Raw genomic sequence first — 24054 nt, forward strand, 5'->3', positions numbered from 1 at the left:
TGCCGCCGGTCGTCGTACTATCGGGGCGCTGTTTGCCCGCCCACTACCCCCGAACAGGGGTGAACTGCCCGCATGCCGACACCCGCTCCCGACGACGCCGCCGAGGTGCGGCGCGCGCTCACGCTGCTGAGGCGGTCGGCGCGACTCCCGCTGGCGTTCGGCGGCGCGGTGGCCGGCGGGTCCGAGCTGCGGATGAGCGAACTGGTCGGTACCGCGACCAATTCGCTCCGGGGCCTGCTGGTGGCGCGGGGTCGCGGCCTCGGTGGCCGGGCGATCACCGCACGCCGCGTGGTCGCGGTTGACGACTACTACGCGAGCGACTCGATCAGCCACGACTTCGACCACGCGGTCCGGGCCGAGGGGGTGCGCTCGGCCGTCGCCGTGCCGGTGATCGTGCGGCGCTCGGTGCGGGCCGTGCTCTACGGTGCGGTCCGGGAAGCGGTGACCTTCGGCGACGCCTCGATCGACCTGATGGTCGAGGCCGCCCGCGACCTCGAACAGGAACTCGCCGTCCGGGACGAGGTGGAGCGGCGCCTGGCCTCGATGGTGCCGCCGGCGGCCGCCCGGAACGGCACGCGGCCGGACAACGCTCCCTCGCTCGCCCCGCGCGAACTCGACGTCCTGGCCGGTGTCGCCGCCGGGCAGACCAACGCGGAGATCGCGGCGACGCTGGCGATCGGAGCCGAGACGGTCAAGAGCTATCTCCGCAGCGCCATGTGCAAACTCGACTGTCACACCCGCATCCAGGCCGTCAACGCCGCCCGCCGCGCGGGCCTGCTGCCCTGAGCGGAGCGGCCGTAATGCGTCGGTAAGACCGGTCAGGGGATCTGTCTCGTTCGGCCCGCGGTCTGAGCTACCGAAACGACCGGCAGCACAGCGGGGAGAGAACCGATGGCCAGGTGGGGATTCGAGCTGGACGACGAAAGCGACTACGCGGTCGCTGGGGCCGTCCGGCAGGAGGCAGCGGAACTGATCGGCCGGGACCGGGACGAGGTCGTCACGATCACGGTCACCGATACGGCCGACGTGGTGTCGGTCGCGCTGGCCGACGGCTGGAAGCAGAAGGTCGATCCGCGCGTTCTGCAGCACCACGTGACCGAGGCCGCGAACGCGGCGACGGCGCGGGCGCTGGCCGCGCGGGTGGAGTCGGCAGACCTGACGCGGCCGAAGCCGCCGGAGGTCACGCCGACGGGGCACGGCCAGCTGACCAGGTACGACCTGATGCGGCTCATCGACGCCGTGACGGCCGACGTCGAGCGGTTGGCGCGCCGGGCCGCGGAGCTGACCAATCGGCAGGTCGCGGTGCGCAGCCGCGGCGGGCACGTCCGAGTTTCCGGAGTCGGCCGCCAGGTGCGCCAGGTCGCCATGGACCCGAACTGGGCGTGGGGAGCGCGTAACGGGGAGATCGTCAGCGAGCTGACCGATGCGCTGCAAGCGTTCAACGCGGGAGCACCGGGTGCCGACGTCCCGCGCGGCTCGGCCATCGACGAACTGACCGCGCTGGTGGCGGATCCGGTACGGACTCTCCGCCGCCTGGGCATGCCGGCCGCCTGAGACGGGAGAAAACGACGATGGGTGACGGATACCAGACCGAGGTCGGCGCGATCCGGTCCGACGCGAAGATCTGGAGCAAGGCGGCGACCGACATCGACGCGCCGCGAACCACGGTGCAGTCGCTGGCCCTCAACCCCGGCGACATCGGCCTGGCAGCCGTGGTGGCCGGACTCGGCGACACGTACGGACAACTCCGGCAACGCCTGCACAGTCTGCTTGGCGGGGCGCAGAAATCCTTCAACAACATCTCGACCACGTTGAACAACGTGGCCACGGCGTACGAGAACCAGGAATCAACCGGTTCCGGCCGGATGGCGAAAGCTGCCGCGGGCATGGAGGGGTCATGAACGAGGTCATCGAGCAGACGAAGCAGAAGGCCGGTGAGCTGGACCAGAAGATAACCGGTTTCTTCAACACCGTGAACAGCGCGCTGTCCTGGGTGCCCGAGCCCTACGTCCACCTGATCGAGCCGATCGAGCGCGGCATGAGCGGCCTGAGCAACGATCTGCAGGGGTTCTGGAAGGAAATCAACCCCTATCTGTTCGGCCCCGCCGGTAACCCCGTTCGGCTGTACGAGGTCGGCGGGAAATGGGAGACCGAGGTCGCCACCAAGATCGCGACAATCGTGGGTTCCCTGCAGGACGGCAAATTCACCACCGACTACACCTGGAGTGGGTCCGGTGCGGACGCCTACCAAGGTTTGATCCCCTCCCAGCGCAACGCCCTCGCGGGGATCGAGCAAGCGGCACGCGAACTGAACAGGACGCTGGAAACCCTGGCGGACGGCGTCGTGACGTTCTGGGTGGCCTTGCTCGCCGCGATAGTCACCTTCGTCGTGGCGTGGGTCGCAGGTGGAATTCAGGCGGCGACGGTGGTTGGCATCCCGGGAGCGATAGCCACCATATTGGGTGCGATCGGCATCGTCCTCGGGCTCGTTTTCGCGGCCGTCTCGGCGCTGGTCGCATTGGTCCAGGGAGTGCTCACCGCCATGCGCACCCTGGAGAGCCGCCTCGCGCAGCTCCCCAAGACCTGGGACGGCGGCGCCGAAGATCGGCTGGCGAAGATCCGCGACGAGGACAACTGGAAGCCCACCGACGACGAAGGCGATGACGACGACGGCCCCGGCGGTGGCACGGGTGGTGGCTCGGGCTCGGGCGGTGGCACAGGCTCAGGTGGTGGCACAGGTTCGGGTTCCGGTGGCGGCTCGGGTGGGGGCACGGGCGGCGGTTCCGGGAGCGGCATGGGCGGCGGCTCCGGCTCGGGTTCCGGTGCTGGATCGGGCGATGTGGACGGTCCTGGCTCCGGAACCGGCGGCTCGGGCAACGCCGGATCGGGCCATGCCGGGTCGGGTCATGCTGGGTCGGGTCATGCTGGAGCGCCGGGCTGCACGCCGGGGAGCGGGCACCCCGTTAGCGGCTCAGCCGGGACGCCTGGCAGCAGGCCGGGTTCCGGCTCCGGCGGAGTCGACGGGGGCGCCTGCGGCGGTGACGGCACGGGCGGAGCCGGTGGGCACTCCGGCGCATCGGGATCGACGGGTGGCCCTGACGCCCCCGGCTCGACATCGTCGGCGGGCTTTGCGCCACCGGACTCCGGCGCGCACTCCGGGGTGGCGACCGGTGGAACCGCCGATGCCGTGGGTGCGGGCCGCGTCAGTGGCTCGATCACGTCGACGCCGGCCGTTGGTGCCGCGGTCTCGAGTCCCGCCGGAGTCGCGGGTGGCGGATTCGTGCCCGGTGGCCTCGCCGGTCTGGCCGGTGCCCGCGGCCCCGGTGGCGGCGACCACCAGCGCAAGAACGCCTTCAGCATCACGCAGGTCCTGAACCCGGACCTGGAGCCCGCGTTCGACAGCGGCGCGGAGGTCCTCGACCCGCTCACCGGGATGAGCGTGGCGCCGCCGGTGATCGGTGACGAGCACAGCCAGGCGAGCTGACTCGTATGACAATCGCTCAGCCGAGGCCGACCTCGGTCAGGATGTCCCGGATCGCGCCAACCTCGCCTTCGCGCAGCGGTGAGAGCGGGGGATTGGTCGCCGGGTTCGCGATGACGCCGCGCAGCGCGAGGGCCGCCTTGAACGAGCCCAGCGCGCCCGCGGTGAACCCGATCCGGCCGCGGTCGGCGACCGAGATGATCTCGAAGAGGCGGGCCAGCCGGTCCTGTTCGGCGCTCGCCCGTTCGCGGTCGCCGTCCCGGGCCGCGGTGAACAGGCGCACGTACCCGTGCGGATCGACGTTCCCGAGGCCGGGCACCAGTCCCGCCGCGCCGAGCCCGATCGCCGTGTCGGCGAGCACCTCCGAACCGGTGAGCGCCGGAAAACCGTTGGTGCGCCGCAGGATTTCCCGGAACGTGGCCAGATCTCCGCTGGAATCCTTGAGCGCCACCGCGAATTTCGACTCGGCGAGCTCCACCACGATGTCCGGGGTGAGCCGGGTGCCGACCGCGCTGGGAATGTCGTAGGCGATCACCGGCCGGTCCACCGCGGCGTGCACCAGCCGGTAGTGCTCCACGACCTCGGCCGCGTTCGGCTTCACGTAGAAGGGCGGGGTGACCACGATCCCGTCCGCGCCGAGCGCCGCCGCCTGCCGGGCCCGCTCGATCACCCGCAGCGTCCCGGTCTCCACCGCGCCGGCGAGCACCGGCACCGCACCGGCGACCGTGCCGACCGCGGTCTCCAGGGCGACCGCCTGCCGCGCGCCGTCGAGCAGCGCGATCTCCCCGGTCGAGCCGCCGAGGAACACACCGTGCACCCCGGCGTCGAGCTGGAAGGAGATCAGCCGTTCCAGCGAGCGCCGGTCGACCTCGCCGTCGGCGTCGATCGGGGTGACCAGCGGGGGGATGACGCCGTGCAGATCGAGTGTCACGAGTGGAGTGTCCTTTCCAGACTGTTGAGGGCGGGCGCGTCGGAGCCGATCCGCAGGGCGCGGCCGATCCGGGCCGGGACGTCCAGGCCGATGATCACCGCGACCACCACGGTGAGGGTGCCGGCGAGCACGGTCAGCGCGGTCCCGAGCCCGCCGAGGCCGGAGGCGATCGCGGTACCGGCGAGCGGGGCGACCGCGCCGCCGAGCGCGCCGACGTTGTAGGAGAACCCGAGCCCGGCCGCGCGCAGCCGGGTGGGGAAGTGATCGCCGATGTACTTCGGCAACAGCCCGGAAATCCCCGAACTGGTGGCCTGCATGCCGAAGAGCAGGATCCACAGCAGCACGACGTTGCCCGCGGGCAGCGCGAACACCGGGAAGACGAAGGCCATCGAGACGAACAGGCCGAGCACGTAGGCGCGCCGCGTGCCGAGCCGGTCGCCCGCCACCCCAGCGAGGCAGGAACCCGCCGCGTAACCGAGACCGGCCCAGGTGAGCGCGGTCGACACCTGGCCCGCGGCGTAGCCGAGGTCGGATTTGAGGTAGGTCGGCAGCAGGGACTGGATCGGCCACGAGTACAGGAACGCGCAGAACACCGTGGCCATGATCGCGATCATCACCGGCCACAGCCGCCCCGCGAGCTGGACCGCGAACACGGCGAAGCCCGCGATGACGACCGCGATCAGCACCGGGCCGAAGCCGCCGGTGTGCTGGCTGAAGACGAGCACCAGGGCCGCCGAGAGCACGAGGGCGAGCGCCGTGTTGCCCAGCCGCCGCCGGGGCGCGAACAGGACCGAGGACGTGGTGACGTCCCGGCGGTCGCCGACCTCGGCGCGCCATTCCTCGGCTTCGGGCAGCGAGCGCCGCAGGTACAGCGTCAGCGCGATCGGGATGAGCCCGGCGTAGAACAGCCAGCGCCAGCCCAGGTTCGGCACGATCCATCCGTACGCCTGCGCCGCGAGCACCGTGCCGATCGGGTACGCGGACAGCAGGAACCCGGTGGCCCGGTTGCGCATCGCCTTCGGCCAGGACTCCATCACGTAGGTCGCGCTGGTGCCGTACTCCCCGGCCATGCCCAGGCCGACGAGCGCGCGGAAGGCGAACAACGACCAGTACCCCCAGGCGAATCCGCACAGCGCGCTGCCCGCCGAGAAGGCCAGGATCGACACGATCATCGCGGGTTTGCGGCCGAAGCGGTCGCCGATCGCCCCGAGCGCCAGCCCGCCCAGCCAGCGGGACACGAACGCGGCGGACACCAGTGTGGCCGCTTCCGTCTTGGCCAGCCCGAAGTCGGCCTGGACCTCGGTGAGGACCAGCGTGATGAGGATGAAGTCGAAGCCGTCGAGCAGGTAACCGAGCCACGCGGCGAAGAACGCCTTCCGCTGGGATCGCGAGAGCCGGCGGAACGACGTGGGGACGCCGGATGGCGGCACTGCCATGGCTGGGACCTCCGGGAACCTTGGACGTAGGATGTCCTACGTTCGCGGTAACGTAACCCGGCGCGACCGCGGGCGCAAGCGCCGCGGCCCGGCACGACGATCGCCGGTGCGAGCGCCCGCTCGCACCGGCGATCGAGGTGGGTTCGCGTTACCGGTCCTCGGCGAGGATCGAGCCGAGCGCGTTCGCGGAGTTCGCGGACAGGCCGACGTCCTGCCGCAGGTGGTCGGTGATGAGCCGCTGGGCCTCGGCCTGCGGCACGCCCTCGATCTTGATCTTCTCGATCAGATCGGCGAGGGCCGGGGCGCCGACCCGGATGGCCAGCGCGATCGGCTTGAGCACGGCCTTGACGATCGGCCCGCCGATGTCGATCCCCGGAATGGCGGCGACCAGGTCGGCGATCGAATCGAGCACGTCGGCGACGATCGGGCCGCCGACCCGCAGCGCGGCGACGATGATCGGCTGCGCGAACTTCGCGAGTTTCTTCAGTTCGCCGATGAGGTCGATGTCCTGGGCGCTCGGGGACTGCAGCGCGGCCCGCACCTCGGCCAGGGCATCCGCGGTGTCCCCGGTGACCTGCGCGGAAAGCGCGTCGATGTTCGGCAGGTTGACGATCCGCTCCAGGGCGGCCTTGGCCGCGGCCTCGTCCGCGGTGATCGCGACCTGGGTGCTTTCGGCCGCCGCCGTGGCGGCGGGGCCGAAGCCGAGCGAGAGGATTCCGGCCGTGGTGACGACCGCGATTGACTTGGTGAGCCTGGGGAGTGCCATTTGTTCACCCTTTCCGGGTCGGGGCTGTCGCGAAAAGGCTAAAACCATTTCCGGTCGCCAGTCATTTTGATCTGCGCCACATAACAAGAAATGGGAATATGTCAGGGCGGAGTTTATTAATGAATTCGGGCAGAATTGAATCGGCGGGTGCCGGGAGTTCGCCACCCGGGGTTCAGCACGGGTTCACGTCGTGGTCTTCCGGTCGCGGCCGGAATGCGCTGAGATGGTCTAGACCCGTCACCCGAAGGTGAGGCAACTGGTGGGAAAGTCACGTTTGGTCATCGCGTTCGCCGCGGTCTCGCTCGCGGTCCTGCCGATCGCGCCGGTCGCCGCGGATCCGCTGGTGGCACCGCTGGGTCCGCCGCCGGTCGAGGGCGCCCCGGCCGCCTCCTCCGCCGCCGAGGGCCCGGTCACCTACTCGGTCGCCGAACCCGACGACGGCCTGCTCACCGGCAGCACGACGACCGCGGTGGCGCCCGGGCTGAACCTCACCGAATTCGACCGCTACGACCCGCGGGGCTGGATCCGCGGGGACACCCTCACCGTCGACCTCGGCTCCGGCGCGTTGCGGCCGACCTACCTGAGCCCCGGCCAGGTCGCCGCCCGCACCCCGCTGTCCGAGCAACTCGCGCGGACCGGCGCGATCGCCGGGGTGAACGGCGACTTCTTCGACATCAACGCCACCGGCGCACCGCTGGGCGTCGGCATCGACCGCGGTGACCTGCAGACCGCGCCCGCGCAGGGGCACAACCTCACCGCCGCCATCACCGACGCGGGCAAGGCGCGCCTGGCCGAGGTGTTCCTCGAGGCGTCCGCGACCCTGCCCGGCGGGCAGCGGGTCAAGGCCACCAACCTCAACGGCGCCGTGCTGCCCGCGGACGGGCTGGGCATCTACACCCCGCTCTGGGGCGCCGCGTCCCGCCGGACCGCGGTCGCGGGGGCGGGCAGGGTCGCCGAGGCCGAACTGCGCGACGGCGTGGTGACCGCGGTCCGCGACCAGCCCGCCGATGGCCCGATCGCCGCGGGCGGCACCGTGCTGCTCGGCCGCGAGGCCGGGGCGGACGCGCTCGCCGCGCTGCGCCCGGGGGACCGGGTGGCGGTGTCCTACGCGCCGCGCACCGGCGCCGGGAAACTCGCGGTCGCGGTCGGCGGCAACAAGGTGCTGGTCTCCGACGGCCAGATCCAGCCGGTCGACGCGGTGACCGCGCATCCGCGCACCGCGGTCGGCTTCTCCGCCGACGGCGGCCGGATGTGGCTCGCCACGATCGACGGGCGGCAGGCGGACAGCCGCGGCATGACCGAACTCGAACTCGCCCGGCACATGAAATCGCTCGGCGCGGACGACGCCCTCAACCTCGACGGCGGCGGTTCCTCCACCCTGCTCGCCCGCGAGGCGGGGGAGCAGGCGCCGAGCGTGCACAACTCCCCGTCCGACGGCGGGGAACGCCTGGTGCCCAACGGGCTCGGCATCGCCACACGACCCGGAAGCGGGCGCCTGACCGGATTCGCCCCGCGCCCGGCCCAGCACGCGGAGAACTCCGCGCGCGTGCTGTCCGGGCTCTCCCGCACCCTGACCGCCGGGGCGCACGACGAGACCGGCGCCGCGGTGACCGCCGAACCGCGCTGGTTCACCACGAACCCGGTGCGCGGCTCGATCACCGGCGGGCGCTTCACCGCGCATCCGGACCTGCTCGATCCCGCCCGGCGCGCGGATGTCGACGTGTATGCCGCCCGCGGCGCGGTCCGCGGGAAGACCACGCTGAACGTGCTCGGCAAACCGGTCCGGCTGGGCACCAGCACCGAACAGGTCGCGTTGTCCGGGCCGGGCGCGCGCGGCGGGTTCCGGGTGTACGGCTACGACGCGGACGGGTACGGCACCTGGCTCGAACCCGACGACGTCAAACTCGACTACGACCCCGCGGTGGTGCGGGTGGAACCGGCCGGGGACGGGTTCACCGTGACCCCGGCGGGCGGTTCCGGCGCCTCGGTGATCACGGCGACCGCGGGCGGGCTGACCACGCACCTGGTCGCCTCGGTGGGCACCGAGCGCCGCGCACTGTCCGGTTTGGACGGTCCGGAGGGCTGGACCGCCAGCGTGTACCCGAGCGTGGTCGGCGCGGCGATCTCCGCGGCGGACGGCCACGACGGCGGGCGCGGCCTGGCCCTGGACTACCGGCTCACCGGTACGAACGCGACCCGCGCCGCCTACGTCAACGCGGCGAACCCGATCCCGCTGCCCGCCGGGACCCAGAAGATCGGGCTGTGGGTCAACGGCGACGGCAAGGGCGCCTGGCTGCGCGCCGAACTCCGCGACACCGCGAACGTTCCGTCCCTGGTGGACTTCTCGCTCAGCGTGGACTGGACGGGCTGGCGGCAGGTCGAGGCCGTGGTCCCGGCCGGGCTGCCCGCCGGTCAGCGGCTGACGAAGATCTACGCCGTGGAGAACGTGCCGGATCAGCAGTACTCCGGGCGCCTGGTCTTCGACGAACTGACCGCCTCCGTCGCACCGGCCGCGAACGTGCCCGCCGATCCGGCCGCGCACGATCCCGCGGTGGTCACCGACGGGGTCGCGGGCCAGGGCGGGCTGCGGATCGCGGTGGTGAGCGACGCCCAGTTCACCGCCGACCAGCCGGACGGCCCGCTGGTCGCCCAGGCGCGCCGGGCGCTGCGCGAAGCCGTGGCGGCGAAACCGGATCTGGTGCTGATCAACGGCGATTTCGTCGACCGCGGCACCGCGCCGGACATCGCGCTGGCCCGCAAGGTGATCAACGAAGAACTGGAAGGCAAGGCACCCTGGTACTACGTGCCGGGCAACCACGAGGCCGACGGCGGGCACGGGCTCACCGAGTTCCAGGCCGAGTTCGGGGCGACGCACCGCGTGGCCGACGTCCGCGGGATCCGCCTGGTCCTGCTGGACTCGTCCCGCGGCACACTCCGCGCGGGCGGGTTCGATCAGGTGCGGATGCTGCGCGAGGCCCTCGACAGCGCGCGGGGCGAGGAGTCCGTGCGCGGGGTCGTGGTGGCCATGCACCACCCGGTCGCCGATCCCAGCCCGACCGGCGGTTCGCAACTGACCGACCGCAAGGAAGCCGAGTTGCTCACCGAATGGCTCACCGGATTCGAACGGGACTCCGGCAAACCCGCCGGGGCCATCGCCTCGCACGCGGGCGTGTTCTCCGTGTCCAGAGTGGACGGTGTGCCGTACCTGGTGAACGGGAACTCGGGCAAGGCTCCCGCGGCGGCGCCGGGCGACGGCGGTTTCGTCGGCTGGACCCTGCTGCGCGTCGACCCAGCCGAACGCCGGGAACCGGTGCGCATCGAAACCCGGCCGAACGTGGACGAGCTGACCGTCCGCGGCCCGGCCGAACTGGCGCCCGGCGCGAAGGCGGACGTGCGGGCCGAGGTTTCGCAGGGCGCCCGGCGGATTCCGGTGGCCTACCCGGTGAGCGCCGAATGGCGCGGCGCCCGGGGCACCCATGTCGTCAAACCGGCGCCGTGGGGCGGCACGCGACCGGCGCCCTGGGACGTGGCCTCCTTCGACCCGGCGACCGGCGTCCTCACCGCCCTGCGCCCGGGCGTCGCGGACCTCTCGGTCACCGTCAACGGCGTGACCCGGCACCTCCGCGTGATCGTGCGCTGATCCCCCGCCCCGGCAAAAGTCGGTCGAAAATTGTCGGGGGTGGGTTCTAGGGTGCGAAGTGTGGTGGACGAGGCGGACAACGCACCGATGGTGCAGGGGAAGGCACTGGTCAAACGTTTCGGCGAGTTCGAGGCCGTGCGCGGGATCGACGTGGAGGTGCGGCGGGGCGAGGCCTTCGGCTTCCTCGGCCCGAACGGCGCCGGCAAATCGTCGACCATGCGGATGATCGCGTGCGTGTCCCCGCGCACCGACGGCGACCTGCGCGTGCTCGGCCTCGACCCGAACACCGACGGCCCGCGCATCCGCGCGCGGATCGGGGTGGTGCCGCAGCAGGACAATCTGGACACCGAGCTGACCGTCCGGCAGAACCTCCAGGTCTACGGCCGGTACTTCGGCCTGTCCCGGGCGACGGTCCGGCGCAAGGCGGTCGAGCTGATGGAGTTCGCCCAGCTCTCCGAACGCGCCGACGAGGAGGTCGAACCGCTCTCCGGCGGGATGAAGCGCCGGTTGACCATCGCCCGGTCCCTGGTCAACGACCCGGAACTGCTCCTGCTCGACGAACCGACCACCGGGCTCGACCCGCAGGCGCGGCACCTGCTGTGGGATCGGCTGTTCCGGTTGAAGTCACGCGGCGCCACCCTGATCATCACCACGCACTACATGGACGAGGCCGAGCAGCTGTGCGACCGGCTGGTGGTGATGGACGGCGGCCGGATCGTCGCCGAGGGTTCGCCCACCGACCTGATCGCCCGCTACTCCACCCGCGAGGTGCTGGAACTGCGGTTCGCCCCCGGCGAGCAGGAGGCCGCCGCCGGGCTCGTCGAGGACCTCGCCGAACGCACCGAGGTGCTGCCCGACCGCGTGCTCCTCTACACCCAGGCCGGGGAATCCGCGCTGGAGAAGGCGCATGCCCGGGGCGTGCGGCCGGTGTCGAGCCTGGTCCGCCGCAGCACGCTGGAGGACGTCTTCCTGCGGCTCACCGGCCGGACGTTGGTGGAATGATGGACACCCTCGCCTCCACCGGCCGGGTCGTCGGCTCGTGGCGCGCGGCGTGGCTGCGCGTCGAGGGGCACTGGACCTGGTACCGCCGCTACTGGACGTCCAACCTGTACTCCTCCGGCCTGCAACCGCTGTTCTTCCTGGCGGCCATGGGGCTGGGCTTCGGCTCCCAGGTGCGGCCGGGCGCGGCCACCGGCGGGTTCTCCTACCTGCACTACGTCGCGCCCGCGCTGCTCATCTCCGGCGCGCTGATGAACGCGATCGGCGAGTCCACCTACCCGATCCTGTCCGGGTTCAAGTGGCAGAAGGACTTCCTCGCGGTGACGGCCACCCCGGTCACCCCCGGGCAGCTGCTCGGCGGCCAGCTCATCTGGGTCGCGCTGCGGCTCCTGCTCGCCGGAACCGTGTACTCGCTGATCGCGCTGGCGTTCGGCGCGTGGCTGAACGCGGGCGTCATCCTGGTCGTCCTGGTCGGGGTCGGCACCGGCGTCGCCTGCGCGGCCCCGGTCATGGCGTTCGCGGCGAACACCTTCGACGAGGGGGCGCGGTTCGCCTCGCTGTTCCGGTTCGTGGTCATGCCGATGACCCTGTTCGCCGGCACGTTCTTCCCGATCGAGCAGATCCCGATGGCGCTGCGGTGGCTGGCCTGGATCTCCCCGCTGTGGCACGGCAACGAGCTGGCGCGCGGGGTGACCCTCGGCGGCCTGGGGCCGTGGTCCGCCCTGGGCCACGCCGCCTTCGTCGGCGCCGTGTTCGCGGTCGGGTTCCTGCTCGCGCGCAAGTACTTCTACCGTCGGCTGGTGGTGTGAGGTGGCAGTTCTCGAATCGCAGCTCCGAACCTGCGTGGCGGCACTCGTGGTGAGCACTGAGCGCGCTCTGGCCGGAGGCCCCGCGATCGCGGCGGCGGGGCGTCCGGACAGCGGAAGGGGAGGGGCGTGATCAAGTCGAGCCCCGGCGACGTGATCGTGTCGCGCGCGGAGCCGCCAAGAAGATCGCGGGGGATTCTGCTGCGGATGCTGCCCGCGGGGATGTACGCGGGCCGGGCGAGCGCGCTCGTCGAACGGTCCGTCCTGGCCTACTCGCGGGCCTGGCTGGTCTTCGTTTCCGGTGTCCTGGAACCGCTGTTCTACCTGCTCGCGTTCCAGATCGGGTTCGGCAAGCTGGTCACCGAGGTGACCGGTCCGGGCGGCCAGGCGATGAGCTACGTGATGTTCGTGGCGCCCGCGCTGCTCGCCTCCTCGGCGATGAACGGGGCCGTGTTCGACAGCACCTTCGCCGTGTTCTTCCGGTACCGCTACGCCAAGCTCTACGACGCGATGCTGGCCACCCCGATCGGCCCGCTCGACATCGCGGTCGGCGAGATCAGCTGGTCGGTGCTGCGCGGCGGCTTCTACTCGGTGGCGTTCCTCGGCGTGATGGCGGTGATGGGCCTGGCCACTTCGCCGTGGGTGCTGATGCTGGTGCCGGTCGCGCTGCTGGTGGCGCTGGCGTTCGCCGCGATCGGCATGACCTGCGCGACCTTCATCCGGACGCCCTCCCAGTTCGACTACATCCAGCTCGCCGTGATGCCGATGTTCCTGTTCTCCACCACGTTCTACCCGCTGTCGGTCTACCCGGAGCCGCTGCAGATCGTGGTGCAGTGCCTCCCGCTGTACCACGGCATCGAACTGGCCCGCGGATTCGCGGCCGGGGTGCTCGATCCGTCGATGTTCGGGCACGCCGCCTACCTTGTCGTGCTCGCGCTGATCGGCGTCTTCGCGGCATCCCGCCGGATCGGCAAGCTGCTGCTGCGCTGAGGGTCAGCCCGCCGGAACCGGTCTCGGCAGCCGCACCGGGCTGAGCGCCGCGAGGGCGTCGACCATGCCGTGCCCGTAGAAACCGTTGTAGGCGGCGTATCCGGCGCAGTACGCGTCCTGGTGGCCGTCCCCGGTGAGGTCGTAGTCGGTGGGGCACGCCCGCGGCTGCGACTGCGCCTCGAGCGCGGACCGCAGCTGGCGGGCCGAATACCGGGGATGCGCCGACGCCAGCAACGCGGCGACCCCGGCCACGTGCGGCGCCGCCATCGACGTCCCGCACAGCGGCGCGTACCCGCCCGGGACCGTGGAGAGCACGCATTCGCCGTGATCGCCGCCGGGAGCCGTGACATCGATCACGCCGAGCCCGTACGAGCTGTACCCGGCCTTCACCCCGTCCGGGCCGACCGCGGACACCGCCACCACGTCGCGCAACCCGGCGGGCAGCGCTTCGCAGCCCGGCCCGGAACCGTTCGTCCGCGGCGCGGTCCGCACCCCGGACCGCGGCGACGGCGTCAGGTTGACCGCCTCGTTCGTGGCCGCGGCGACGTTCAGGGTGCCGGCTGCGTTGGCGTATTCGACCGCCCGCGCGAGCGCCTCGTGCACCACTTGACGACCTGCGCCCGCCGCGCACGAGAGCGACCACGGATCGACGAAGTAACTGCTGTTGGTGACGTTCATCCGCTGCTTGGCCGCCCACATCAGGCCGCAGACCGCGGCCTCCGGATCGACGTAGCCGCGGTCGTCGATCACCTTGACCGACGCGAGCCGGACCCCCGGCGCGACCCCGGTGACGCCTTTGCCGTCGTCCGCCGCGGCGATGATGCCCGCGACATGGGTGCCGTGCGGCGACGTGGTGGGCGCCCAGGTCGCCGGCGCGGTGTCCGGGGCCCCGGTCAGGCAGCCCGCCGACAGCCCGGGCGCGACGGCCCCGGCCAGTTCCGGGTGCTTCGCGTCGATACCGGAGTCGAGCACCCCGACCACGACGTCCCGGTCGCCGGACCGCAGCGACCTGGCCGCTTGGGCGTTGATCGCGCGCATGTCCCACTGCTCGCCGGAGCGGTCGGCGGCGGGCACCTGGGCGGGATCGGTCGGGGACAGCTGCGGGCGGGCGGCCGACTTCGACGCGGTCTTCCCGGTCGCCCGCTGGGCGGCGAGCCGCTCGGCCTGCGCGCTGAACACCCGTTCGGGCCCGAGGCGCCGGGCGAAGTCCGGATCGGCCGAGGTGGCGACCCCGACCGCGATCTCCGGGTAGTAGACGGTGGTCGCGCCACACGCGGCGCCGATCTGCTGGGTGGCCGCACTGGTCTCGGTGCCACGATCGAACACCACCACGTAGCGCAGGGCGCGCCCGGAGGCGGCGCAGTCCCCGGCCACCGGCTGCTCGGCGGTCGCGGCGGGGAACTGGGCGGAGAGCACCAGCGCCGTGCCCGCGACGATCGCGAACCGCCCAAGCACGGACACCGGACCTCCAACCGGATGCAAACCCTTCATGATCACCGCGTCCGCGTGTTCCCGCGGCCGGTCATCCGCCCCGAGGCGCACGCTAGCCACCTCGCGGGGGCCGGACAAGCGATACGCCGAAGTTCGCCCAGCCGAGCAGTCCGGGCCGTCCCGCGGCCGGGGTGGCGGGGACGCGCCCGGTGACCTCCCGCGACACCGAGCACGCGGCGTCCGGCGCGTCGTATGGGATACTCGGGGTGGCCACCGTGCCGGAACACATCGTGTAACAGCGGTGAGCACCGGCGTTGTGGTCAGGTGACATGCTGAAGGAGCACCGCGTCGCCGCCGCCCGCCGACGGGGTGGCTGGGGCGATGTGGGAGGCGGTGACAAGCCACGCGCCCAGCCAGCAGGTCGCCGAGCGGACCTTGCATCGACGGGCAGCCGGCTCCACCGCCGCGGCCCGAGGTGCGAGGCTCGGAGGCATAGCACTGACACAGGATTCCCGCCGCGGGTGACCACCTCGGCGGAACAGGACAGGAAGGGGCCCCTGCGCGGCCGCGTCCTTCCGCGCCGCCCGGCGGTACTGAGGCAACGGATCTCAGTCGCCGGTTGGCCGGCAGACGCGCCCGGGGGCGGAGGAGATATATGTCGAACGCGGACACACCCGCCGAGAACACCGGCGGGAATCCCGCCACACCCGCAGCCGGCTCGGTGCCGGAACTGCCGCCCAGGATCAGGGTGCACGCCCTGGCGCGCCTGCTGGGCCTGAGCAGCCGGGACGTGATGGCGAAACTGACCGAACTGGGCGAACCGGCGCGCAGCGCCCAGTCGAGCGTGACCCGGGACGTCGCCCTGCGCGTCCACGAGGCCTTCAACCCCGCCGAGGCGCAGGCCGAGGCCGCACCCGAACCACAGCCCGAAACACCACGGCCGGAGCCCGAGCGGCCCGCCCGCCCGGCGCACATCCCGGTGTTCGCCGCCCCGTCTCCGGTGTTCCTGCCGCCCGAGCCGGCGGCGCCCGCGCCCCCGCGCAAGGAGGCCCAGCCGGAGGACGCCGGGGAGGACGAGGACGCCACCGGCGGTGCGGCGGGCCACACCGACGAGGACGGCGAGGACGGCGGCGGCCGCCGTCGCCGCCGCCGCGGCCGCCGGGGCCGGGGCCGGGGCAAGGGCGGCGAGGACGGCGCCCCCGAGGCCGAGGACGAGCAGAGCGAACCGGCGGCCAAGCGCAAGCCGGAGGCCGAACCCGACCAGGGCGCCGAGGGTTCCGGCAAGTCCGAGGAAGCCGCCGCGGACGGGGACGAGTCCGGCGGTGAGGCCGAGGGCTCCAGCCGCCGTCGCCGCCGTCGCCGCCGCCGCAAGGGCGGGGACGACGACGCGGGCGAGGCCGCCGGCACCCCGGACGACCCGCCGAACACGGTGGTGCACGTCCGCCAGGGCAAGAACGAGGGCGAACAACGGCCCGCGCGCGACGAGGTGCGCAGCGTCCGCGGTTCGACCCGGCTCGAGGCCAAGCGCCAGCGCCGCCGGGACGGCCGGGAGGCCGGTCGCCGCCGCGCGCCGATCCTGTCCGAGGCCGAGTTCCTCGCCCGGCGCGAATCGGTCGAGCGGACCATGGTCGTGGCCGAGAAGGGCGACTCCACGCAGATCGGCGTCCTGGAGGACGGGGTGCTGGTCGAGCACTTCGTGACCTCGTCCGGCTCCGGTTCCATCGTCGGCAACGTCTACCTCGGCCGGGTGCAGAACGTGCTGCCCTCGATGGAGGCGGCGTTCGTCGACATCGGCCGCGGCCGCAACGCGGTGCTCTACGCCGGTGAGGTCGACTGGGACGCCGCCGGGCTGGAGGGCAAGTCCCGCAAGATCGAGCAGGCACTGTCCACCGGCGACAGCGTGCTGGTGCAGGTCACCAAGGACCCGGTCGGCCACAAGGGCGCCCGGCTCACCACCCAGATCTCGCTGCCCGGCCGCTTCCTGGTGTACGTGCCCGCCGGCGGCGCGACCGGGATCTCCCGCAAGCTGCCGGAGAACGAGCGTCGCCGGCTCAAGGACATCCTCAAGCGGATCGTCCCCGAGGACGCGGGCGTGATCATCCGCACCGCCTCGGAGGGCATTTCCGAGGAGGAGCTCGACCGGGACGTCCGCCGCCTCAAGGCGCAGTGGGACGTCATCAAGGAGAAGGCCGACGCCGCCAACGGCAAGACCAAGAAGACCAGCGCGCCGGTGATGCTCTACGAGGAGCCGGACCTGCTGGTCAAGGTCGTGCGGGACCTGTTCACCGAGGACTTCGCCAAGCTCGAGGTCCAGGGCGACACCGCCTGGGAGACGATCAACGCCTACGTCCAGCACGTGGCGCCGGACCTGACCGACCGGCTCAAGCGCTACACCGGCACCGGGGACGTGTTCGCCGACTACCGGATCGACGAGCAGATCACCAAGGCGCTGGACCGCAAGGTGTGGCTGCCTTCGGGCGGTTACCTGGTCATCGACCGCACCGAGGCGATGACCGTGATCGACGTCAACACCGGCAAGTTCACCGGTTCCGGCGGCAACCTCGAGGAGACCGTCACCCGCAACAACCTGGAGTCGGCGGAGGAGATCGTCCGCCAGCTCCGGCTGCGCGACATCGGCGGCATCATCGTGATCGACTTCATCGACATGGTGCTGGAGTCCAACCGCGAGCTGGTGCTGCGGCGGCTCACCGAATGCCTGGGCCGGGACCGCACCCGGCACCAGGTGGCCGAGGTCACCTCGCTCGGCCTGGTGCAGATGACCCGCAAGCGGGTCGGCACCGGCCTGCTGGAGGCCTTCTCCACCACCTGCGAGCACTGCAAGGGCCGCGGGGTCATGGTGTCGACCGAGCCGCAGCGCACCAACGGCGGCGGCGGAAACGGCAACGGCGGCGGTGGTGGCGGTGGCCACCAGCACGGGTCCCGGCGTTCTCGCCGCGGCAAGGGCGAGGACGCCGCGCAGGCCGAGCAGCCCCGTGCCGAGCAGACCCCGGCCGGACCGACCCCGGAGCAGCGCGAATCCGTGGTCTCGGCCGTGCAGGCGATGGCCAACGCGTCCAAGGTCGCCGTGGGCAAGACCGAGGAGGAACCGGCCGCGCCGCTGAACGGGCACGCCCGCGAACCCGAGGCTCAGGTCCCGGCCTCGCCGGAACCGGTCGCCGAGGCGGCCCCGGCCGAGGAGCCGGAGCAGGCCGTCCGGCCGGAGCCGGTCCAGGTCGCGGAGTCCGCGCCCGAGGCCGAGGCCCCCGAGTCGGACGCGGCCGAGGTGACCGCCGAGCCCGAGGCCGAGCAGGCTCCGGGCGAGGACGAGCAGGCCGTGAACGTCTCGGAGGCACCTGAGGACGCTGAGGCCCCCGAGGCCGCTGAGACTCCTGAGGTGAGTGTTCCGGCGCCCGCCGGGCGGTCGGTGACCCGTCGCCGCACGCGCCGGGCTGCCTCGCGTCCCGCGGGGCCGCCGGTGCACGCCCAGGGTGGCGAGACTTCTTGATCCGGCTAGGGCACCCCGGTGTCGTAGCCTTGAAGAGCAGCACGTAACCTATAAGGCGGCCCGCCACATAGAGCGGGCCGCATTGTGCGATACCCGGACCGCCTCTCGCGGGCCGCTCGCACAAGCCCCCACCCACTGTCGAGTAAGCAGGAGACTTCCGTGTCGGCGTACGCGATCGTCAAGACCGGCGGCAAGCAGTACAAGGTGGCCGTCGGCGACGTCGTCGAGGTCGAGAAGCTCGAGGGCGAGCCGGGCACCGAGCACACCTTCCCCGCCGTGTTGTTCGTCGACGGCGGCGAGGTCACCACGGACGCCGATGCGTTGGCGAAGGTCTCGGTCACCGGCAAGGTCGTCGAGCAGACCAAGGGTCCCAAGATCCGCATCCACAAGTTCAAGAACAAGACCGGGTACCACAAGCGGCAGGGTCACCGTCAGAAGCTGACCCGCGTCGAGGTCACCGGCATCAACAAGTAAGGAACCTGACCAGCCATGGCACACAAGAAGGGTGCTTCCAGCTCCCGCAACGGTCGTGACTCCAACGCCCAGCGGCTCGGGGTCAAGCGCTTCGGTGGTCAGGTTGTGAACGCGGGCGAGATCCTGGTTCGCCAGCGCGGCACCAAGTTCCACCCGGGTGTGAACGTCGGCCGCGGTGGCGACGACACGCTGTTCGCGCTTTCCGCCGGTGCGGTCGAGTTCGGCTCGAAGCGTGGCCGCAAGACCGTCAACATCGTCCCAGCGGACGCCTGACCGGCGTCGCTATCGGGCAAGACCCTCGAACGAGGGGCGGGGCTGGAATAGATCCGGCTTCGCCCCTCGTTTCTTTTTTGTCCACTCCCGCAGAAAGAGGCACACGAAATGGCGTCCCGGTTCGTTGACCGTGCGGTGATCCATCTGGCCGCCGGTGACGGTGGGAACGGGTGCGCCTCGGTGCACCGCGAGAAGTTCAAGCCGCTCGGCGGCCCCGACGGCGGCAACGGCGGCAACGGCGGGGACGTGCTCCTCACCGTGGACCCGAACGTGCACACCCTGCTCGACTTCCACTTCCGCCCGCACGCCCGCGCCGGCAACGGCAAGCAGGGCCAGGGCAGCAACCGGGCCGGCGCCGCGGGGGAGACCCTCGAGATGAAGGTGCCGGACGGCACGGTCGTGCTCACCCCGGACGGCGAAGTGCTCGCCGACCTCATCGGCGCCGGGACCACGTTCGTCGCCGCCCAGGGCGGCCGCGGCGGGCTCGGCAACGCGGCGCTGGCCTCCCGCGCCCGCAAGGCTCCCGGTTTCGCGTTGCTCGGCGAAGCGGGCGAGCAACGCGACCTCGTGCTCGAGCTGCGTTCGGTCGCCGACGTCGGCCTGCTCGGGTTCCCGTCCGCGGGCAAGTCGTCGCTGATCTCGGTGCTGTCGGCCGCCAAACCGAAGATCGCCGACTACCCGTTCACCACCCTCGTGCCGAACCTCGGCGTGGTCAGCGCGGGCGAGGTCGTCTTCACCATGGCCGACGTGCCCGGCCTGATTCCCGGCGCCAGCGAAGGAAAGGGGCTCGGCCTCGACTTCCTGCGGCACATCGAACGCTGCGCCGTGCTGGTGCACGTCGTCGACTGCGCGACCTACGAACCCGGCCGCGACCCGCTGTCCGATGTGGACGCCCTGGAGGCGGAGCTCGCCCGCTACACCCCGAGCCTCGGCGGCGACCTCGCCGAGCGGCCCCGGGTCGTCGTGCTGAACAAGGTCGACATCCCGGAGGCCGCCGAACTCGCCGAGCTCGTGCGCCCCGATCTGGAGGCCCGCGGCCTGCCGGTGTTCGAGGTGTCCACCGCGACCCGCAAGGGCCTGCGCGAGCTGACCTTCGCCCTGGGCGCCGTGGTCGAGAAGTACCGCGGGGAGCAACCGGCCCCGGAGCCGACCAAGATCGTGCTGCGCCCGCACGCGGTGGACGACACCGGCTTCACGGTCGAACCCGATCCGGAGGAAGAGGGCGGCTTCATCGTGCGCGGCCCCCGTCCGGAGCGCTGGATCCGGCAGACGAACTTCGGCAACGGCGAGGCCGTCGGCTACCTCGCCGACCGGCTCAACCGGCTCGGCGTCGAAGAGGAGCTGGCGCGCCAGGGGGCGCAGCCCGGCTGCCCGGTGACCATCGGCGACGTGACCTTCGACTGGGAGCCGTCGACTCCCGCCGGGGTGGCCGCGCACCTGTCCGGCCGGGGTACCGACGTGCGGCTGGAGGACCACAGCCGGGTCAGTGCCGCCGAGCGCAAGGAGGCCCGCCGCATTCGCCGCGAGGGCACCGGCGAGTTCGACGAAGAGTCCGAAGCGGACGAGGAGATCGATCGGTGAGCGAGGCCCGGCGGGCGATCGCCGCCGCGCGGAGGCTCGTGGTCAAGGTCGGTTCGTCCGCGCTGACCACCGCGGGCGACGGCCTGGACGTGTCCCGGCTGGACGCGCTGGTGGACGCCATCGCGGACCGGGTCGCCCGGGACACGCAGATCGTGCTGGTGTCCTCCGGGGCGATCGGTGCGGGCCTGGCCCCGCTCGCGCTCGGCAAGCGCCCGCGCGACCTGGCCACCCAGCAGGCGGCGGCGAGCGTCGGCCAGCTCGCGCTGGCGCACGCCTACGCCGAATCCTTCGGCCGGTACTCGCTGACCGTCGGCCAGGTGCTGCTCACCTCCGACGACGTGGTCCGGCGCGCGCACTACCGCAACGCGCAGCGGACGTTCTCCCGGTTGCTCGCGCTCGGCGCGGTCCCGGTGGTGAACGAGAACGACACGGTGGCCACCGAGGAGATCCGGTTCGGCGACAACGACCGGCTGGCCGCCCTGGTCGCCCACCTCGTCGGCGCCGAGGCCCTGGTGCTGCTGTCCGATGTGGACGCCCTGTACGACGGAGATCCGCGCGGCGGCGCGACCCGGCGCATCACCGAGGTCAACGGTCAGTCCGATGTGGACGGAATCGCGGTCGGCATGTCGAGTTCGGGGCTGGGCACCGGCGGCATGGTGTCCAAACTCGCCGCCGCCCGGACCGCCGCCGCGGCCGGCATTCCCGTGTTGCTGGCCGCCGCCGCGGACGCGGCGAAGGCGCTCGGGGCCGCCGAGGTGGGCACCGCGTTCGGCGCAGCCGACTCGCGGCTGTCCGCGCGCCGGTTCTGGCTCGGCTACGCGGCGGGTTCGAGCGGGCGGCTCCAGCTCGACGACGGCGCCGTGTCGGCCGTGGTCCGGCGGCGCCGATCGCTGCTCGCGGCGGGGATCACCGGGGTGGACGGCGACTTCCAGGCCGGGGACGTGGTCGATCTGGTCGACCCCGCCCAGCGGGTGGTGGCCCGGGGTGTGGTGGCTTTCGACGCCGGTGAACTGCCCGGACTGATCGGCCGATCCAGCCACCAACTGCCGGAGGAGCAGCGCCGCGAGGTCGTGCACGCCGACGATCTGGTGCCCTTGCGTTAGCCTCCGGGCGCACGAACGCGTGTTCATCGTGCGCTCTTCGCGGTGTGTTTCGCGAAAAGCGCGCGGACCTGGGGCCGGGTGACGAAGAACAGCAGGGCCAGCAGGACGGCGGCCTGGGCGACCTGGCCGATCCGCATCCACAGTGGGAACTGCGCGCTGACCACGAGAAAGACCAGGCCCGCGAAGCCGAGAATGGCGATGATCAGCACCCTCGCGTAGGTCCGCCGCCGTCCCAGATGCAGCCGTTTCGCGATGCCGAAGTAGAGGATTCCGACCACCAGCACCGAAACCGGACGGATCCAGAGCACGTCCGCCAGCGCCTGCCGGGTCGCGCCGGGCTGGGTGGCCACCTGGTAATCGAGGATGCTGTCCTCGAACAGGAAGGTCAGCGCGGCGAACACCACGCTGATCGCCAGGTTGAGGTACAGCAGCCGGATGACCGGCCGGAGTGCGGTTTCGGCGCGCGTGGGCGCGACGGAAGAAGGCATGGTTCTCTCCCGAAGTGAATTGCTGTTTCCGGATTTATTTGCTGGTCGCCCGCGCGAACATCGCGACGAGTTCCCGGGCGTAGGCGTCGACGTCGGTTTCGGGATCCACGGCGAGCTGGAAGTGGATCCCGTCGATCGCCTGGCGCAGCGTGATCGCCATGATCCAGGGATCGAATTCGCCGAACGCGCCGTCTCGCTGACCTTCGCGCAGGCGGTTGGCGATCGGGCTGAGGGCGTCCTGGTACCAGCTCTGCACGCTCGGGTTTTCCGTGGCTTGGCGGTGATGCCCGATGTCGAGCAGTGCGTTGATCTCCGCGGGATGCTCCTGCACGAAGTCCAGGTTCGACTCGATGAACGCGCGCAGCTTGGCGTGGTGGTCCGCCGCCTCGTCGATCTTGGGCAGCATGTAGCCGGTCGCGGTGGACAGGACCGCCGCGGTGACCGCGTCCATCAGGTCGTCCTTGCCCTGGAAGTGGTAGGAGATCATCCCGGTGCTGCTCAGCCCCGCCCGTTTGGCGATCTGCGCGAACGACGTGCGGGCATACCCGAGCTCACCGATCGTCTCGATCGCGGCGCGCACGATCTGTGCCCGCCGGGCGTTCTCGGTGAACGTCCGGCTGTCTTGCTCGCCTGAGCCAGAGTTTGCCCGCATGAGCAAAATTTAGCTCGGGCGAGCGAACCGGGGCAATCAGGGATGTCCCCGAGTTCCTACCTGAGTTCGCTGCCCTTGGTCTCGGGGAGCCGGAGGATCACCAGGAAGGCGACCGCCGCCCCCGCCGCCACGTACCAGAAGAACAAGGTGGACGCGTTCACCTTCGACAGCGCGCTGATCACCAGCGGGGCGGTGCCGCCGAACACCGCGACCGTGAGGTTGTACCAGGCCCCGATGCCCAGCCCGCGCAGCTCGGTGGGGAAGAGTTCGCTCATGATCGCCGGGGCGATGGAGGTCATCGCGGTGTACAGGCCGAGCCCGACGCAGAAGACGACGAGCAGCCCGCCCAGCCCCGGCCGGACCAGGGTGGACAGCGGCACGATCAGCACGGCGGTCGCCGCGGCCCAGACGAGCAGTTGCGGTTTGCGGCCGATCCGGTCGGACAGCGCGCCCATCGGGTACTGCAGGGCGACGAACAGCGCGGTGGCGATGGACAGCGCGAGGAAGACGTCCACCGCGTCGGCCTTGCGGGCGTTGACCGCGAACGGGGTGAGCGCGCTGAAGAAGGTGTAGTAGCACAGGGTCGAGAGCATGCTGAAGCCGATCAGCTGGCCCACCGCCTTGGGGTGGTCCCGCAGCGTGGTGAGCAGCGGCCGGTGCACCCGCTTCGCCCGCGTCTTGTTCTGTTCGAACTGCTCGGTCTCGGCGATGCTGCGGCGCAGCCAGAGGCCGATGAGGCCGAGCACCCCGCCGAGCAGGAACGGGATCCGCCAGCCGAACGAGCTCAGCTGCCCTTTGTCCATGGTGCGCGCCAAGGTGAACCCGAGCACCGAGGCGAGCAGGACCGCGGAACCGGTCGAGACGTAGAAGAACGCGGAGTACCGGCCACGCCGTTCGGCCGGGGCGATCTCGCTGAGGTAGGCCGACGCGTTGGACACCTCGCCGCCGAGCGAGAGGCCCTGAGCGATCCGCGCGAGCAGCAGCAGGATCGGCGCGAGCCAGCCGACCTGGTTGAAGGTCGGGAGGACGCCGATGATCACCGAGCCGCCCGCCATCAGCACGATGGTGAGGATCATCGCCGGTTTGCGCCCCTTCAGATCCGCGAACCGGCCGAGCAGCACCCCGCCGAGCGGGCGGAAGAAGAACGCGAGCGCGTAGGTGGCGAAGGTGTTGATCTGCGCGAGCGCGTCGTTCCCGGCGGGGAAGAACGCGGTCGCGAAGTAGATGCTGAAGGTCGCGTAGATGGTCCAGTCGAACCACTCCAGGGCGTTGCCGACGCTCGCCGCGAACAGCTTGCGAATCGGGAGCCGATGCTTGGCCAGGGCGGTGAGTGCGGAATCGACCATGGTGGACCTCCGTGTGCCGAGTGGTTTGGCACATTGCCACACGATCGGGTGAATCGAAAGGTCTTTCGCCATGCGAACGACCTGGCCACGCGTCCGTACCGTGCTAAATTCCCTTTGTCCGCCCGCCCTCGCAGGTCCGGGTGGACAAGAGG

21 protein-coding genes are annotated in these 24054 nt (G+C 71.5%); 13 read left to right on the forward strand and 8 right to left on the reverse strand.

The annotated features are described in order from the left end of the window. Nucleotides 1–72 precede the first annotated feature (72 nt). The 4 genes from FXO23_RS03700 to FXO23_RS03715 all read left to right on the forward strand — a co-directional run bounded on the left by FXO23_RS03700 (nt 73) and on the right by FXO23_RS03715 (nt 3484). Entirely contained in the window at nt 73–786 is a 714-nt protein-coding gene (locus FXO23_RS03700; protein WP_158880725.1) for a helix-turn-helix transcriptional regulator, read from the forward strand. 105 nt (nt 787–891) lie between these two features. Beyond that, on the forward strand, nt 892–1554 hold the full coding sequence (locus tag FXO23_RS03705) for a hypothetical protein (RefSeq protein WP_158880727.1): 663 nt from the start codon (nt 892–894) through the stop codon (nt 1552–1554). Between the two features lie 17 nt (nt 1555–1571). After that, nucleotides 1572–1901 (forward strand): hypothetical protein, encoded by a 330-nt coding sequence (locus FXO23_RS03710; protein WP_158880729.1) that lies wholly within the window; start codon nt 1572–1574, stop codon nt 1899–1901. Then, nucleotides 1898–3484, forward strand: a complete 1587-nt coding sequence (locus FXO23_RS03715; protein ID WP_158880731.1) for an AI-2E family transporter — start codon at nt 1898–1900, stop codon at nt 3482–3484. Before FXO23_RS03710 ends, FXO23_RS03715 begins: the two co-directional genes overlap by 4 nt. Nucleotides 3485–3500: 16 nt before the next feature. Here the strand turns inward: FXO23_RS03715 and FXO23_RS03720 are convergent, their stop codons facing one another. The 3 genes from FXO23_RS03720 to FXO23_RS03730 all read right to left on the reverse strand — a co-directional run bounded on the left by FXO23_RS03720 (nt 3501) and on the right by FXO23_RS03730 (nt 6614). Next, entirely contained in the window at nt 3501–4412 is a 912-nt protein-coding gene (locus FXO23_RS03720) for a dihydrodipicolinate synthase family protein (RefSeq protein WP_158880733.1), read from the reverse strand. After that, on the reverse strand, nt 4409–5848 hold the full coding sequence (locus FXO23_RS03725) for a sialate:H+ symport family MFS transporter (protein ID WP_158880735.1): 1440 nt from the start codon (nt 5846–5848) through the stop codon (nt 4409–4411). Before FXO23_RS03725 ends, FXO23_RS03720 begins: the two co-directional genes overlap by 4 nt. Nucleotides 5849–5996: 148 nt before the next feature. Continuing rightward, nucleotides 5997–6614, reverse strand: a complete 618-nt coding sequence (locus FXO23_RS03730) for a hypothetical protein (RefSeq protein ID WP_158880737.1) — start codon at nt 6612–6614, stop codon at nt 5997–5999. 259 nt (nt 6615–6873) lie between these two features. Here FXO23_RS03730 and FXO23_RS03735 point away from each other — a divergent pair, with 259 nt between their 5' ends. From FXO23_RS03735 to FXO23_RS03750, 4 genes are all read left to right on the forward strand, one after another. Then, nucleotides 6874–10254, forward strand: a complete 3381-nt coding sequence (locus FXO23_RS03735) for a phosphodiester glycosidase family protein (RefSeq protein ID WP_158880739.1) — start codon at nt 6874–6876, stop codon at nt 10252–10254. 87 nt (nt 10255–10341) lie between these two features. Then, nucleotides 10342–11256, forward strand: coding sequence for an ABC transporter ATP-binding protein (locus FXO23_RS03740; RefSeq protein ID WP_158880908.1), 915 nt, complete (start codon nt 10342–10344; stop codon nt 11254–11256). Further along, complete coding sequence (locus FXO23_RS03745) at nt 11256–12062, forward strand: ABC transporter permease (protein WP_158880910.1); 807 nt, start codon at nt 11256–11258, stop codon at nt 12060–12062. The genes FXO23_RS03740 and FXO23_RS03745 overlap by 1 nt, the downstream gene beginning before the upstream one ends. 204 nt (nt 12063–12266) lie before the next feature. Continuing rightward, on the forward strand, nt 12267–13049 hold the full coding sequence (locus FXO23_RS03750) for an ABC transporter permease (protein WP_158880912.1): 783 nt from the start codon (nt 12267–12269) through the stop codon (nt 13047–13049). A gap of 3 nt (nt 13050–13052) precedes the next feature. Here the strand turns inward: FXO23_RS03750 and FXO23_RS03755 are convergent, their stop codons facing one another. Both FXO23_RS03755 and FXO23_RS03760 read right to left on the reverse strand, forming a co-directional pair. Next, nucleotides 13053–14510 carry a S8 family peptidase gene (locus tag FXO23_RS03755; protein WP_425484835.1) on the reverse strand — a complete coding sequence of 486 codons (1458 nt, stop codon included), beginning with the start codon at nt 14508–14510 and terminating at the stop codon, nt 13053–13055. 82 nt (nt 14511–14592) lie between these two features. Beyond that, nucleotides 14593–14754, reverse strand: a complete 162-nt coding sequence (locus FXO23_RS03760) for a hypothetical protein (protein WP_158880741.1) — start codon at nt 14752–14754, stop codon at nt 14593–14595. Nucleotides 14755–15135: 381 nt separating this feature from the next. Here FXO23_RS03760 and FXO23_RS03765 point away from each other — a divergent pair, with 381 nt between their 5' ends. The 5 genes from FXO23_RS03765 to proB all read left to right on the forward strand — a co-directional run bounded on the left by FXO23_RS03765 (nt 15136) and on the right by proB (nt 21416). After that, nucleotides 15136–17985 (forward strand): translation initiation factor IF-2 N-terminal domain-containing protein, encoded by a 2850-nt coding sequence (locus FXO23_RS03765; RefSeq protein WP_158880743.1) that lies wholly within the window; start codon nt 15136–15138, stop codon nt 17983–17985. Between the two features lie 159 nt (nt 17986–18144). Then, entirely contained in the window at nt 18145–18459 is a 315-nt protein-coding gene (gene rplU, locus FXO23_RS03770; protein WP_158880745.1) for a 50S ribosomal protein L21, read from the forward strand. A 15-nt stretch (nt 18460–18474) separates the two neighbouring features. Beyond that, entirely contained in the window at nt 18475–18732 is a 258-nt protein-coding gene (gene rpmA / locus FXO23_RS03775; RefSeq protein ID WP_158880747.1) for a 50S ribosomal protein L27, read from the forward strand. A gap of 108 nt (nt 18733–18840) precedes the next feature. Further along, entirely contained in the window at nt 18841–20313 is a 1473-nt protein-coding gene (gene obgE / locus FXO23_RS03780; RefSeq protein ID WP_158880749.1) for a GTPase ObgE, read from the forward strand. After that, nucleotides 20310–21416: a glutamate 5-kinase gene (gene proB, locus FXO23_RS03785; protein ID WP_158880751.1), complete on the forward strand. Its 1107-nt coding sequence runs from the start codon at nt 20310–20312 to the stop codon at nt 21414–21416. The genes obgE and proB overlap by 4 nt, the downstream gene beginning before the upstream one ends. Nucleotides 21417–21439: 23 nt before the next feature. Here the strand turns inward: proB and FXO23_RS03790 are convergent, their stop codons facing one another. Genes FXO23_RS03790 through FXO23_RS03800 form a run of 3 tightly spaced genes read right to left on the reverse strand, consistent with a single transcriptional unit; the run spans nt 21440 to nt 23902 of the window. Then, nucleotides 21440–21904, reverse strand: coding sequence for a hypothetical protein (locus tag FXO23_RS03790; protein ID WP_158880753.1), 465 nt, complete (start codon nt 21902–21904; stop codon nt 21440–21442). Nucleotides 21905–21938: 34 nt separating this feature from the next. Beyond that, nucleotides 21939–22556, reverse strand: a complete 618-nt coding sequence (locus tag FXO23_RS03795) for a TetR/AcrR family transcriptional regulator (RefSeq protein WP_158880755.1) — start codon at nt 22554–22556, stop codon at nt 21939–21941. A 56-nt stretch (nt 22557–22612) separates the two neighbouring features. Further along, nucleotides 22613–23902 (reverse strand): MFS transporter, encoded by a 1290-nt coding sequence (locus FXO23_RS03800; protein WP_158880757.1) that lies wholly within the window; start codon nt 23900–23902, stop codon nt 22613–22615. Nucleotides 23903–24054: the final 152 nt, after the last annotated feature.

This window comes from Amycolatopsis anabasis (assembly GCF_009765355.1).
Classification (GTDB): domain Bacteria; phylum Actinomycetota; class Actinomycetes; order Mycobacteriales; family Pseudonocardiaceae; genus Amycolatopsis; species Amycolatopsis anabasis.